The sequence below is a fragment of the Rhodoferax sp. RT4P68 genome (genome assembly GCF_056521305.1).
Map to the genome: position 1 here is coordinate 217,348 of NZ_JBWMBB010000012.1, position 12,787 is coordinate 230,134.

10 protein-coding genes are annotated in these 12,787 nt (G+C 68.4%); 4 read left to right on the plus strand and 6 right to left on the minus strand.

The window, feature by feature from the left end:
• Nucleotides 1-67 precede the first annotated feature (67 nt).
• A complete protein-coding gene (locus AC099J_RS23850) occupies nucleotides 68-1,039 on the plus strand; it encodes a hypothetical protein (protein ID WP_479617780.1) in 972 nt (323 codons plus the stop codon).
• An 860-nt stretch (nucleotides 1,040-1,899) separates the two neighbouring features.
• On the plus strand, nucleotides 1,900-2,250 hold the full coding sequence (locus AC099J_RS23855) for an RNA recognition motif domain-containing protein (RefSeq protein ID WP_479617781.1): 351 nt from the start codon (nucleotides 1,900-1,902) through the stop codon (nucleotides 2,248-2,250).
• A gap of 295 nt (nucleotides 2,251-2,545) precedes the next feature.
• Here the strand turns inward: AC099J_RS23855 and AC099J_RS23860 are convergent, their stop codons facing one another.
• The 5 genes from AC099J_RS23860 to AC099J_RS23880 all read right to left on the minus strand — a co-directional run bounded on the left by AC099J_RS23860 (nucleotide 2,546) and on the right by AC099J_RS23880 (nucleotide 9,610).
• The gene (locus AC099J_RS23860; protein ID WP_479617782.1) at nucleotides 2,546-5,659 is read right to left on the minus strand and encodes an error-prone DNA polymerase; all 3,114 of its coding nucleotides are present in this window, start codon (nucleotides 5,657-5,659) and stop codon (nucleotides 2,546-2,548) included.
• Complete coding sequence (locus AC099J_RS23865; protein WP_479617783.1) at nucleotides 5,656-6,969, minus strand: Y-family DNA polymerase; 1,314 nt, start codon at nucleotides 6,967-6,969, stop codon at nucleotides 5,656-5,658. The genes AC099J_RS23860 and AC099J_RS23865 overlap by 4 nt, the downstream gene beginning before the upstream one ends.
• On the minus strand, nucleotides 6,911-7,714 hold the full coding sequence (gene imuA / locus AC099J_RS23870; RefSeq protein ID WP_479617784.1) for a translesion DNA synthesis-associated protein ImuA: 804 nt from the start codon (nucleotides 7,712-7,714) through the stop codon (nucleotides 6,911-6,913). The genes AC099J_RS23865 and imuA overlap by 59 nt, the downstream gene beginning before the upstream one ends.
• A gap of 139 nt (nucleotides 7,715-7,853) precedes the next feature.
• The gene (locus AC099J_RS23875) at nucleotides 7,854-8,846 is read right to left on the minus strand and encodes an SOS response-associated peptidase family protein (RefSeq protein ID WP_479617785.1); all 993 of its coding nucleotides are present in this window, start codon (nucleotides 8,844-8,846) and stop codon (nucleotides 7,854-7,856) included.
• 395 nt (nucleotides 8,847-9,241) lie between these two features.
• Nucleotides 9,242-9,610, minus strand: coding sequence for a response regulator (locus AC099J_RS23880; RefSeq protein WP_479617786.1), 369 nt, complete (start codon nucleotides 9,608-9,610; stop codon nucleotides 9,242-9,244).
• Nucleotides 9,611-9,864: 254 nt separating this feature from the next.
• On the opposite strand from AC099J_RS23880, the gene AC099J_RS23885 reads away from it, so the two are divergent.
• Entirely contained in the window at nucleotides 9,865-10,161 is a 297-nt protein-coding gene (locus tag AC099J_RS23885; RefSeq protein ID WP_479617787.1) for a hypothetical protein, read from the plus strand.
• 15 nt (nucleotides 10,162-10,176) lie between these two features.
• On the opposite strand, the gene AC099J_RS23890 is transcribed toward AC099J_RS23885, so the two are convergent.
• The gene (locus AC099J_RS23890) at nucleotides 10,177-10,380 is read right to left on the minus strand and encodes a hypothetical protein (protein WP_479617788.1); all 204 of its coding nucleotides are present in this window, start codon (nucleotides 10,378-10,380) and stop codon (nucleotides 10,177-10,179) included.
• Between the two features lie 531 nt (nucleotides 10,381-10,911).
• On the opposite strand from AC099J_RS23890, the gene AC099J_RS23895 reads away from it, so the two are divergent.
• Nucleotides 10,912-12,624: a GGDEF domain-containing protein gene (locus AC099J_RS23895; RefSeq protein WP_479617789.1), complete on the plus strand. Its 1,713-nt coding sequence runs from the start codon at nucleotides 10,912-10,914 to the stop codon at nucleotides 12,622-12,624.
• The last annotated feature ends 163 nt before the right edge of the window (nucleotides 12,625-12,787 follow it).

Below are 12,787 nucleotides of genomic sequence, written 5' to 3' on the forward strand. Positions count from 1 at the left end.
CCAGCGCCCGCACCGATGGATTCTTGGGACACGTCGACAAGACGGATCCAAGCCGAAAGGAAACACCATGCCCACCAGCTCCGCGACCCTGGACATTCCGCGCTACGCCAAGACCATCGAAGTCTCCAAGCGCATCCGCTGGGACATCGAACGCGACGTGATCCGCAGCCGCCGCTTCGACCTGGCCCACACCTTCCTGCCGGACGGGCTGTCGCTGGCCGATGAGCTGCCGTTCCTGAGCCCGGCAGAGCGCCGCTTCCTGAGCCAGGTCCAGGGCCGCACCTACGCCAACATGTTCGGCCTGGTCGAGCGGTTCATCGGCGCCAAGATGCTGGAGGTGAGCCGCGACCACTGGCTGGGCGACCAGACCGCACTGGAAGCCATCGTGCGCTTCACTGACGAGGAGCTCAAGCACCAGGAGCTGTTCCGCCGCATCGAGCTCCTGGTGGGCAGCGACATGCCGGCCGGCTACCGCTTCGACATCTCGCCCAACGACGTGGCCGCGTTCGTGCTGGGCAAGTGCACCTGGGCAGTGCTGGCGTTGACCTGCCACATCGAGCTGTTTTCGCAGGCGCACTACCGCGCCAGCATTGGATTGGCCAGCGACCTGTCGCCGCTGTTCAAGGACGTGTTCTTGTTCCACTGGAGGGAGGAGTCCCAGCACGCGATCATCGACGAGCTGGAGTGGGAGCGTGAGGACGCCAAGCTGTCCTCCGACGCTGAGCGCGATGCGGCCGTGGACGACCTGATCTTGCTGGTCGGCGGCGTCGACGCCATCCTGCAGGCGCAGGCCAAAGCCGACGCAGCGTTCTTCATGGAAGTCAGCGGCATGGCGCAGGATGGTGTGCGCGTCGAGCAGGTGAACAGCGTGGTGCTCAAGGCCTACCGCTGGCAGTACATCGTCTCCGGCGCGCTGGAGCCGCGCTTCCTGCAGGTGCTGGGCAGGCTGGTCAGCGCGGCGCAGTTGGGGCGCATCCAGACCGCGCTGGCGCCGCTGAGCTATGCCGTGCCGGCGCGTCAACAGGCGATGACGGCGTAGCCCCGCGCCTTCAGCCCCCGTGATTTCGGTCCATTGACGCGGATGCCCAGGCACGCCTGGAAGCTGCCCAAGGGGGCAGGATGGACACGACGTCCGGGCTGATCGACACGCCCTTGCGCGTGGGGGCGGCCGAGCTGCTGCGCAGTTCGCGCGCGGCCAGCCGCGCAGTCGGTCGAGGTAGGTGAGCGTGCACGACCCGCCGCCGGAGCAGCGTCAACCCACCTTCTCGCGCGACAGCTGCCCGTGAACCTCAGGCGCCTCGAGGCGCTGCACACCCTGACCGCCCCCCGCCCTGACCTTGCGTCACGCACCAAGTTGCCCCACTGGCCGTCTCGCTGGCGATGGACTCGCGTGTCCGCCCCGGGTCGTGGGCCCCGAGGCCTCGACATCTGGTCCCCCACACTCGCCACTCGATTCTGAAGACGCCTGCAGCCGGCAGTCCCGTGCGAATGCGAGCTGGCCATCACCAGCCGGTCATAGCGGCCACGGGAGGTCGAACGGCAGCCTCGGCCTGCGGCCGGTGGCGGTCGTCAGAAATGGCCCCCCATATCGATGATATGATGCCTGTCATTCCGACCGCGGCACACTCACCGACCGCCGCGACCGCGCCCCCCTCGGTTGCTCGTTCACAGGGTGATCGCAACAGTGACCGGAGCCCGTGGCTGAAATATCCTGGCACGGCGCGACGTTGCCCACTTGATGCGGCGACCTCAAGCTAGCTGCGCACGACGGCACCTACGGACTGATGCGCTGCGACTGCAGGCCCCGTCAATCCTTGACAGTTGCTGTGGAATCACACCCAGCACTCTGCCTCCAACGCGCGTCATTCGCCGCGCACTTCATTCAGAAAGACTCCTTCCATGAGCGTGAAAATCTACGTGGGCAACCTTCCCTATTCCGTGACCGACGCCAGCCTGGAAAGCAACTTTGCCGAGTTCGGCAGCGTCTCTTCGGCCAAGGTCATGATGGACCGCGAAACCGGCCGTTCCAAAGGCTTTGGCTTTGTGGAAATGTCAACCGACGAATTCGCCCAAGCCGCCATCACCGGTCTCAACGGCGTGTCTGTCGATGGACGCGCGATCGTCGTGAACCTGGCCCGGCCCCGCGAAGCGGTCGGCGGCGCCGGTGGCTACAGTGCTTCTGGCTACAGCGCGGGCACACGCTCGGACGTCGGCTATGGCACCGGCGGCTACGGCGGTGGCCGCTACTAAAGCCCAGTCACTCCTTTCAATGACCGGCCCAGAGCCGGTTTTTCTCGGTCTTGGTTGGCTAAGTTCCATGCTCGGCCGTGGGCGTCTGCGTAGTCCGCACCACCGTGGGAACGATCCCAGGACGGCGGGCAGCTTGCCGAGAACAGCGATGGAGGCACCCCACCCTGTCAGCGCCGCGCACACGGACGCCACGCAACGATTGGGCCTGCTTTCGCTGACCCACCCGGACCGCCTTCACCCAGTGGCGTCGCGCAGGTTGCCCAGCCGCGGCCGTCGGCTACCGCTGCGTCCAACGCTACCGGAAATCCCGGCTGCCCGTGGTCAGCCGCCCCAGCAACGGCGTCAGGTCTGCGAGCTTGCGCGCAATCAGATTGCTGACGTCGCCCTGGCGCTGCCACTGCCCGTACACCGCGAGCAGCCGCGCGCGCAGCACCTCCGGGCGCTGCTGCTCCTTCAAGGTCTTCCAGACGATCACCTGCACATTGCCGGTCTCGTCCTCCAGCGAGATGAACACCGTGCCCTTGGCGGTTTCCGGCTGCTGGCGGATCGTGACGATGCCGGCGTAGCGCACGAACTGCCCGTCCGGCACGCGCGCGAGTTCCTCTGCCGTGGCCAGCCGGCGTTTGCGCAGCGCGGGCCGCAGCAGCGCCAGCGGATGGCTGCGCAGCGTGAGGCCGACCGTGTCGTAGTCGTGCACCACCTCCTCACCTTCGCGCGCGGCCGGTAGCTCTAAAAACTCCTCGTCCACAGACGCGTCGCGCAGCAGCTGCGGCGGTCGTCGCAGTGCCGACGCCTGCCAGACCTGCTGGCGCCGGTGCCCCGACAGGCTCCTCAGCGCATCCGCACCGGCCAGCAGTTGCATCTCGTGCTGCTCCAGCCCCGCGCGGCGCGACAGGTCCTCGGGGTCGTCGAACGGCGACTGCCAACGGGCCGCGACGACGCGCGCGGCCGAGGCTTCTTGCAGGCCCTTGACCAACCGCAGGCCCAGCCGCACGGCCGGTGGATCCGGTAGGTCCTCCAGCGTGCAGTCCCAGTCGCTGTCCATCACGTCCACAGCCCGCACCTGCACACCGTGGCGCTGCGCATCCTGCACCAGCTGCGACGGCGAGTAAAAGCCCAGCGGCTGGCTGTTCAGCATCGCCGCCAGGAACTCGGCCGGGTGGTGGTGCTTGATCCAACACGACGCGTAGACCAGCAAGGCGAACGAGGCGGCGTGGCTTTCCGGAAAGCCGTATTCGCTGAAGCCTTTGATCTGCTCGAAGATCTGTTCCGCGAAGGCCTGCTCGTAGCCGCGCGCGGTCATGCCGTGCACGATCTTGTCGTAGTAGTGCTGCAGCCCGCCCTTGCGTTTCCAGGCCGCCATCGAGCGGCGCAGCTGGTCCGCCTCGCCCGGCGTGAAGCCGGCGGCCAGCACCGCGATTTGCATGACCTGCTCCTGAAAAATCGGCACGCCGAGCGTGCGGCCCAGCGCCTCCTTCAGCGCCTCGCTCGGATAGTCGACGGGCTCCTTGCCCTGGCGCCGGTTCAGGTACGGGTGCACCATCTGACCCTGGATCGGCCCAGGCCGCACGATGGCCACCTCGATCACCAGGTCGTAGAAGCACTGCGGCTTCAAACGCGGCAACATCGCCATCTGCGCGCGGCTCTCGATCTGGAACACGCCCACCGTGTCGGCGCGCGAGATCATCGCGTAGGTGGCCGGGTCCTCGGCCGGAATGTCCTGCATCGAGAACGCATAGCGCTTGCGCTGGCTGATGAACTCCAGGGAGCGTCGGATCGCCGACAGCATGCCCAGGGCCAGCACATCGACCTTGAGCAAGCCCAGCGCATCCAGGTCGTCCTTGTCCCACTCGACGATGGTGCGGTCCTCCATCGCCGCGTTCTCGATCGGCACCAGGCGCTGCAGCGGCCCCTTGGTGAGCACGAAACCGCCGGGGTGCTGCGACATGTGCCGGGGCATGCCGATCAGCTGCCCGGTCAGGAGCATCAGCTGCTGCACGGCCAGGTCGTGAAAGTCGAGCCCGGCCTCCGCCACGCGCTGCGGCATGACCTCGCGGCCATCCCACCAGGCCAGGTTCGAGGCCAACGCGTCGAGCTTGGCCAGTTCGATGCCCAGGGCCTTCCCGACGTCCTTGAACGCCATCTTGGCCCGGTACTTGATGACCACGGCCGTCAGCGCCGCGCGGTCCCGGCCGTACTTGCGGTACAGGTACTGGATGACCTCCTCGCGGCGCTGGTGCTCGAAATCGACGTCGATGTCCGGCGGCTCGTTGCGCTCCTTGGAGATGAAGCGCTCGAACAGCACGCTCATGCGGGCCGGGTCGACTTCGGTCACGCCGATGCAGTAGCAGACCACGCTGTTGGCCGCGCTGCCGCGCCCCTGACACAGGATGTGCTGCGACTGCGCGAAGCGCACGATGTCCGCGACCGTCAGGAAGTAGTGCTCGTAGCCCAGCTCGGCGATCAGCGCCAGCTCGTGTTCGATCTGCGTCTGGATCTTGGCCGGCACGCCGGCGGGCCAGCGGCGCCCTGCCCCTTCGTACGCCAGCTGGCGCAGGTAGCCGGCGGGCGTCTGGCCGGCCGGCACCACCTCGTCCGGGTACTGGTAGCGCAGCTCGTCCAGCGAGAACTGGCAGCGGTCGGCGATCTGCAGGGTCTCGGCCAACAGCTCGGGTGTGAAGCGCTGCGCCAGCAACACCCGGCTGCGCATGTGCTGCTCCGAGTTCAGCGCCAGTTCGAAGCCACAGTCGGTCAGCGGCCGCCCCACGCGCGTGGCCGTCATCACATCGTGCAGCGGCTTGCGCGAGCGCACGTGCAGGCGCACGTCGCCCGACGCCACCAGCGGGATGGCGGTCAGCTGGCCGACCTGGCGCAGCCGGTGCAGCCACATCTCGTCGTCCAGCACGCGGTACAGCTCAACCCCCAGCCAGCAACGCCCCGTAAAGCGACTCAACAGCCAGCGGGCCACCCGTTCCAGCTGGGCATCGCAGGCGTCGCGGTCGGGCGACACGACGACCAGGCAGTCGGACAGGTCCTGCGGATCGACGGCCTCGAGCGTTAGCCGGTAGGTGCCCTTGGGCGAGGTCAGCCGCAGCCCCGTGATGAACTCGCACAGATTGCCGTAGCCGTTCAGGTTGCAGGCCAGCACGACGAGCGTGCACGGGGTGTCGCCCTGCACCGCGAACTGGCTACCGTGCAGCACCTTCAGGCCGTGCTCCTTACCGGCGACATGCGCGCGCACGGCGCCGGCCATCGAGCATTCATCGACCAGCGCCAGGGCGCTGTAGCCCAGGTGCTGGGCCCGCTCGACCAGTTCCTCGGGCCAGCTCGCCCCCTGCAAAAAGGAGAAGTTGCTCAGGCACCGCAACTCCGCATACGCCGGGATGCCCGCGCGCGCATCCACGCTCATGCGAACGATCCCTGCAGGTACCAGGTCGACCGGTCCCCGGCCAGCCGCTCCTGGAACACCCACAGCACGCCACTGTGCGCGCTGAACGCGACCCAGTAGTCGCGCACGACATTGCGCGTGGTCTGCGCGCCGTCCTCGCCGATACGGTGCCACCAGCCCCCCTCCACACGGTGTGGCCCGGCCACGAGCTGGAGCGGCCCTTGGTACAGCGGGCGGTGGTCGCGCACCGCCAGGCGCAAGGGCGCGGGCAGCACGAAGGTCGGCTGCGGAAACCGGCTGCGCCGCACCACCTTCTTGGGCATCGGCAATGGCGCCGCCTGCCACTGCTGCATCCACTCCGGGCGGTGGTCCTCCACCATGACCGGCCGCAGCACCCGCTGCGGACCCAACCGGGCGGCGATGCGCTCCAGCACCAGCGTCATCGACTCGCCCTGGCGCATCGCATCCGGCAGGAACGATGTGCTCAGCGCCGCCAAGGCCTGCACGTCGAGCGCCTCCAGTTCCAGTTCACCCGCAGGCGCCTTCAGCTGGACCTTCGCCAGGTTCTCCGCCAGCAGCCGGCACAGGTGCTCGACATCCCGCATCGGCGCGGCCGTGCGCACGGTGAGCTCGCCGCCGTCACCGGCATCACGCGCCCGCATGGCGTCGTGCCGCCAGCGCAGCGTGAACGCCGTCGTGCCGGCCTGCCGGGCCGCCAGCCAGCCGCCCAGCTGCACCAGCAAGCGGCGCGCGCCGAACAACAGTGCGGGCGCGGTATCGACGCGCGACACCATCTCGAGCCGGGCCTGGAAGGTGTCCGGCAGCGCGACCCAGGTGTGGGCTTCCGGACGCAGGCCGTAGGCCTGGTCGAGCGCCACCAGGAGCTGGGCGTCGAAGCGCCGGCTGAGGCCACCACGCGGCAGGGCTCGGATGTCGCCCAGGGTCTTGCAGCCGAGCTGGGTCAGCGTCGTGCGGTGCGGCCGCACGGCCGACAGCGTGTCCATCGGCAACCGGTCCAGCAAGCTGGCCAGCGGCGCCCGCACGCCGTTCTCCTGGCCCACCCTGGCCAGCGCGAGGGCGGCCAGGCTGGTGGGCGCCCAGGCGACGGCCGTCACGCCGGCCTCGGGCGCCTCCTGCACCACGCGGTCGCGCAACGCGCGCTTGCCGCCGAACAGACGCGCACTGGCCTCCACCTCGATGACCACCGCGTCCTCGACGACTGCGACGCGCGGCGTGAACTGCAGCGTCCAGAGCGCGAGGCCTCGCAGCGCGTCATCCGACGGTGGCGTGCCGTCGGGGCCGTTCGCGGACAGCAGCGCGGCCCACAGCATCGGCGGCCTCCTGAGACGGAATCAATCGGCTGGGCTGGCGCGTCCGGGGGGTCAGCACCGACGCCAGTCCCCCCGGCACCGAGGGCAGCACCAGGGGCACATCGTGCGACGGGCCGCGGCGCTTCAGGATCTGGACCGTCAGTTCCCAGTCCGCGCCGACCGACGCCTGCACGCGCAGTGGTGCCGCCGACGATTCATGGCGGGCCGCTTCAGGCCGGCACAAAAACACCAGGGCTTCGCAGGCCAGCGCGCACACCTGCAGGCGCCGCAATTGCTCGGGCCGCGCCTGGGGCAACCAGGCGACCACCGCCCCGGCCGCGTTGGACTTGATGAGTTGCTCGGTGGTCCACAAGCGTTCGGCCGGCAACGCGGCCTGGATCCAGATGAACTGGCGCTCCTGCACGCCGATGTGCTGCAGACCGGGCAGATGCGGATCGCGCGGTGGGGCCACCACGACGACCTGGCCGCCCGCGTCTGCCGTGCGGCGCAGGGCCGCACCCAACAGGCGCCATTCGAACACGGCCGGCTGGGCCGCCAGGACTTCGACAATGGCTTGCCGTGGCCAACCGCCGCCTGGCAGTTCGGCATCCAGGGCAGGCCAGCCGGTCGGGCACGTGTCGGCCTGGCGGGTACCCAGTGCGTCACCGCGCCAGACGGCCTGCGCCACGCGGCGCGGCAGCGCCAGCGCAGACAAGGCGCCTGCAGTCGCGGCGGCTGGTGGGTCGAAGATCGGGAGAGCGGACATGGCAGTCAATCTGTATATCCATACAGTACCACGAAAGAATCCGTGCGTCTGTCGGATCTTGGAGGCCCTCGCCGCGCCGCCCCCGGCCGCCGTCCTCAGCGACGCAGCGCCTGCGCGCGCCTCGATGGCAGCGGCAGTCTCATGCCGACTGTCCCGCATGGATGGCTGCGCTGCGGTCGGCAATCGCGTGCGCAAAGTAGGGCCGCATCCGCCGGTCCAGGATCGAATCCTGCGTCGCCAGGTCCGCGCGTGAAGGCCGCAACCAGGCGTCGAGGTCCTGCGGCTGGATCGGGCAAATGCAGCGGTCATGTCCGGCGGCCAGCACCTCCGGCGGCGGGTCCTCGGTGACCAGCGCGAAGGACAGCAGATCGGGCTCCCCCGGCCCCGACCAACGCGACCAGATGCAGGCCGCCAGCAAGTCCTGAGCCGGCTCCGGCCGAAACTCCACCTGTGTCGTGCGCGCGAGCGCACCGGGCGCCAGCGCCCGCCCTTCTGCCATGTGCAGCGGCACGTGCTCAAAGAACGCGCTCAGGATGACGACACCATGGTGGGTTCCGTACAGTTCTTTCCAGAACTGCCGAAGGCTGTCTCTGCGCGCGTTGTAGGTGCCGGGGTACTGGGCATCGAACGTCGCCGGCACGTGCCAAGGCCGGCACTGGTAGCGCATGGGTTTGAAGACGCGCTCGCCGTTCTCCACCACCATCACGGGCACGTAGCTGCCGGGGAAGAAGCGCGCGTCCGCAGCGCTGAGCTCGGTGCGCTCCAACTGGTCGAAGCGCTGCTGCAGCTCGGCGATCTTCTTGTGGGCGATGCGCCGTTCCTCGGTCGCCGTCTTCGTCGTCTTGACGAGCAGCTTCGCTTGCGCCTTGTCCAAGCGTTCTTGCTGCTTGGCCTGCTCCCCACGCAGCACTCGCGCGTGCGCGGCCGCGTGTTGCCCGATCAGGGCCTTGATCGCGCGCGCCTCGTCGGTCAGCGGTGACGCGAACGCTGACTCGACGGCCCGCGGGACTTGGATCTTGCGGTCGGTCAGGCGGCGCCAGAACACATCGTAAAAGTCGTGCAGGCTGAGCTGGGCGCCGTACTCCCTGGTGAAGCGCAGGTAGTCGGCCTTGATCTGGGCGGAGTAGCACATCGGCCGTTCAATCCTTCATGGCAGCGGGCGCAAGAGCGCACATCGTACGTGCTGTGCCTGGGGGCCAGCGCAGCATGGTGGAGGCCGATGTTCGCCCCGCCGTAGGGTACGGCGGCCATGGACAACCGCAGCCTCGAGGACACGACCGTCACCACGCGACACTGGGGGAGGAAGATGGGCAGCCGGGTCCTGCGACGCCCGGCGAATGCCCGCCTGGCACGGGCGGCGATCTGCGGGCACCCGGACGCTCCGGCCTGCGCACCTGTGGCGCGGCCATCTCGCGGGCCACTGCGCTGGTGCTGGCAGTGGCGCAGGCGCTTCGGGCACCGGTGTTCCATCGCCCCCTTCGCACCGGTACCTGCCTTCTAGGCTGTGTGGTTCAGGGCACCTGGATCTCAGCCGCCGAACCGTCTCGACTGGTGGCCGTCCAGCCGTCTAGAGGGCTTGAGCAGATGGTCAGGATCCACCGGCTTCGCCAGATGCGCATTGAATCCAGCGGCTGCGGTGGCGTCGCGATCGAGCTGCGTACCCCACCCGGTGGGGACGACGACACGCGCGTCGTGAAGCCCCAGATCGCCGCGCAAGCGCCTGGACACCTCGTCGCCATTCATCAAGGGCAGACCGAGCTCGAGGAGCACGACGTCCGGTGCCCACCGGGCAGCGATCCGCAGTGCTTGCGGCCCATCGGCCGCGCCTTCGGCTGCATGCCCTCCCGCTTCAATGAGCTCCACCGAGGTGGAGAGCCCGTCCAGGTTGTCCTCCACTACCAGCACACGGATCCGTCAGGCGCGGAGCTTGCGGGCCGCCACCGCAAAACCTTGGTTCGGTCGAAGTCGGCACCATGGACTTCCAAGTCCCCACCAGTACGTCAGGCGCGGCGGGTCGGTGGGGCCGACTTCGCCGCCGATCCGCGCGGCACGAGCGCCCCCTCGTGTTGACCATGGGCGCGTTGGGGTCGATCCTGTGGCCTTTCGGCTTGGACAGGCAAAATCCGCCGCCTCCACTGCGCGAGAAGACCATGCAACTCCGGCTGTTTGCTCCCGGCGCGACCGCCGCTCAACGCCAACGCGGCGAGGCCGCTGCAGCCGCATTCCTGGCACGGGCCGGCATCACCCCGGAGGAGGCCGAGCGCGGCGCCGATGCCCGCTCGACGTGGGGCGACAGTGGGATGTCGCCGCTGATGGCGCCGACGCCTGAAGAGGTGGCCGCCGCCGATGCGTGGGACAACGCCCTGGAATCGGCGCTGATGGCCTGCTACCGAGGCCAGAGCGTTCCGCTCGGCGCCGATCTGCAGTACGTCGACGAGGACAGCTGACTGCCCCAACGCGGACTACGCCAGGCCGAGCGCCGGCTCGGCCCGCTTGACCCGCGTCTCCAGGTGAAACGTATCCGGCCCATGCATGCGCAGCGCCTCGGCAAGCCGGGTCTTGAGGAACCAGCGGTTGGCCAGCGACGCCTCCATCCACTCAGACGCGAAGGGCCTGCCGTCAAATGTCGCAACGCCGTCGGCTTGCACGATCCTGATTTGATTCATGGCGCCAGCATAGGCGCACCAGCAGGACAAGGCGTGTGACCAGGATCACAAGATGCGCGGGAATTTCAACAGGCCTGCAGGAGCGAAACGCTGCGCCGTCCAAGGCGGCTGCCACACCCGCATCGCCCCCTTCAGGCGGCGTCGAACCCAGCGATGAGGCCGTGCGGCAGCAGGACCCCGAACTCTTCCGCAGTGAGCCCCTTTGACCGACGCGCGGCAGGTGGGGTAGTGCCCTGTGCGCGTCAGCGGCAACTTCTGCGGCGGGGCGCTTACTTCCACCCGGTGGGATGGCCATCGGGCGCTCCCTGGTGTGTGTTCTCGACACTGCGTAGCCGCGGCGCCAGCAAGCGCCAACCGACAGTAGGCGCGGGCGCCCGAAGGTGCCGACGCGGATGCCGTGCATCTCCCTCATGGCCAGACGTGCGCAGGGTTTCCCTAGCCCGCGGGCGCCACATATTTGTTACAAACGCTACCAGGAACAGCGTTCGCATCGTCTTGTCCGAAGACCGCCGACAGCTGCAGGAAGACTCTATGGCAAGTGCGCTGATGGCGGCCGTTGGGGCTGCACTGGACGGGATCGGGGTGGCCTACTGCGTTGTCGACCCCGACGGCCGGGTGCTGGCGTCGAACGCAGCCTATGTGGATCTGTTCCCTGAGCTCGAAGCCCAGCTGGCCGGGGGGTCCTCCCCTGAACAGCCAGGCCGGTGTGCCGCACGCGCGGGTTTGGAAGACGGCGGTCTGACGGCGGAAGCCTTCGAGGACGGCGTCGAACGGCGGCACATGGCGGGGCGCCCGCACGGGTACGCCCTCCGTGGGGTCCGTCCCGACATGTCATCGATCGACGTGGCGCAGCTTGGACGGGTACGCGTATGGCGCCAGGTGGATGTTCCGGCTGCTCCGACCGATACGCCGCCCGGTACGCCGGCGCTGGCACCGCTGGCTGACGCGTTGCGCCTGGACGCGGCGGCGGTGCTCGAGCGGCTCGCCGACGGCGTGCTGGTGGTGGACAGCGCCCACCAGGTCGTGTGGGCCAACAGCGCCTTCCTCCATCTCTATGGGCTCCGGTCCCTCGACCGCGCATGCGGTCAGCGCTTCGAGGGCATCTTCCGGGCGGCTTGGGCGGAGCAAGCTGAGAACCCAGCGTTCAGCACCAGCCTCGCGGCGCTGCTCGACCACGACCGACCTGCTGAGACGCCCTTCGAACTCGCCTTGCCAGGCGACCGGTTTGTCTGCGTGATCGAGCACCAAGGGGATCACGGGGGCCGCACCTACTGGGAGCATACGGACATCACACACCTGCGGCGCCAGCAGGCGGCACTTGCCGTGGCGGAGCAGCGCTACCGGCTCCTGGCTGAATACTCGAGCGACATCATCTTGTCGGTCGAGGGCGGTGCCATCACCTACGCGTCGCCTGCGGTGACCGAGCTGCTCGGTTGGCATGCGGACGAGGTTCTGGGGACAGCCGTCGTCGGCTACTGCCACCCAGCGGATGTCGGTCCGATCGCACAGGCGCTCCAAGCCACGGACGGCCGTCACAGTCAGATCGACTACCGCGTGCGGGTCCGGCACCGCGACGGCCGCCTGGTGTGGGTCGAGGCCAGAGCGCGCAATCTTCCCGGCGACACGGGAAGCTTGCTCACCCGCCGCGTCGTCAACCTGCGCGGCATCGATGCACGCAAAGCGGTTGAAGATGAGCTCGAGTTCGCCAAGGAGCGGCTCCTGGCGTTGGCCACCACGGACCCACTCACAGGATTGTCCAACCGCCGCCGGATGGACGACGTACTGTCACTGGAGTTCCGACGGTCCCAGCGCGAAGCCCTTCCCCTCTCGGCACTGCTCATCGACATCGATCACTTCAAGCTTCTGAACGACGCCCATGGGCACGCCGTGGGCGATCAGGTGCTCAAGCTCGTCGCGGCCTTGCTGCAGTCGTTTGCGCAGCGCGCCGGGGACCTGGTCGTGCGCCTGGGGGGAGACGAATTCCTGATCGTCTTGCCGGGCACGGACAGTGCGCAGGCGGTGTCCGTGGCGCACGAGCTGGTTCGGAAGGTGGAACAGGCTGCGTTCGCGGCCCCCATCCAGCAGGTCACCGTGAGTGTGGGGGTCTCGACGCTGGTCCCCTCGACGGCGCAGTCCAGCACGGATATGTTGCTCGTGCAGGCCGACAAGGCGCTGTACGAGGCCAAGCGCACGGGACGCAACCGGGTCGTCGCCGTGGACCCGGGCGGCACAGCCACTCCCTAGAACGACCGATGGCTGCTGCCTCAGCAAATCGTCTAAGGTGGAAATACCCAATCTCACAAGGACTCTCGCGCGAATCCGAATGCCTAGGAGGAAACGGTCAAAAGGGCTGTGGACAAACAATAGCTCCCCGTTCGGACCGGCCCGGCATGGAGAAAAAAAACGA

Bases quoted from the DNA above. Each gene is read 5' to 3' on its own strand.
- AC099J_RS23855 (WP_479617781.1), top strand. From the start codon at position 1,900: ATGAGCGTGAAAATCTACGTGGGCAACCTTCCCTATTCCGTGACCGAC.
- AC099J_RS23850 (WP_479617780.1), top strand. From the start codon at position 68: ATGCCCACCAGCTCCGCGACCCTGGACATTCCGCGCTACGCCAAGACC.
- AC099J_RS23890 (WP_479617788.1), bottom strand. From the start codon at position 10,380: ATGAATCAAATCAGGATCGTGCAAGCCGACGGCGTTGCGACATTTGAC.
- AC099J_RS23860 (WP_479617782.1), bottom strand. From the start codon at position 5,659: ATGAGCGTGGATGCGCGCGCGGGCATCCCGGCGTATGCGGAGTTGCGG.
- imuA (WP_479617784.1), bottom strand. From the start codon at position 7,714: ATGTCCGCTCTCCCGATCTTCGACCCACCAGCCGCCGCGACTGCAGGC.
- AC099J_RS23875 (WP_479617785.1), bottom strand. From the start codon at position 8,846: ATGTGCTACTCCGCCCAGATCAAGGCCGACTACCTGCGCTTCACCAGG.
- AC099J_RS23885 (WP_479617787.1), top strand. From the start codon at position 9,865: ATGCAACTCCGGCTGTTTGCTCCCGGCGCGACCGCCGCTCAACGCCAA.
- AC099J_RS23865 (WP_479617783.1), bottom strand. From the start codon at position 6,969: ATGCTGTGGGCCGCGCTGCTGTCCGCGAACGGCCCCGACGGCACGCCA.
- AC099J_RS23895 (WP_479617789.1), top strand. From the start codon at position 10,912: ATGGCAAGTGCGCTGATGGCGGCCGTTGGGGCTGCACTGGACGGGATC.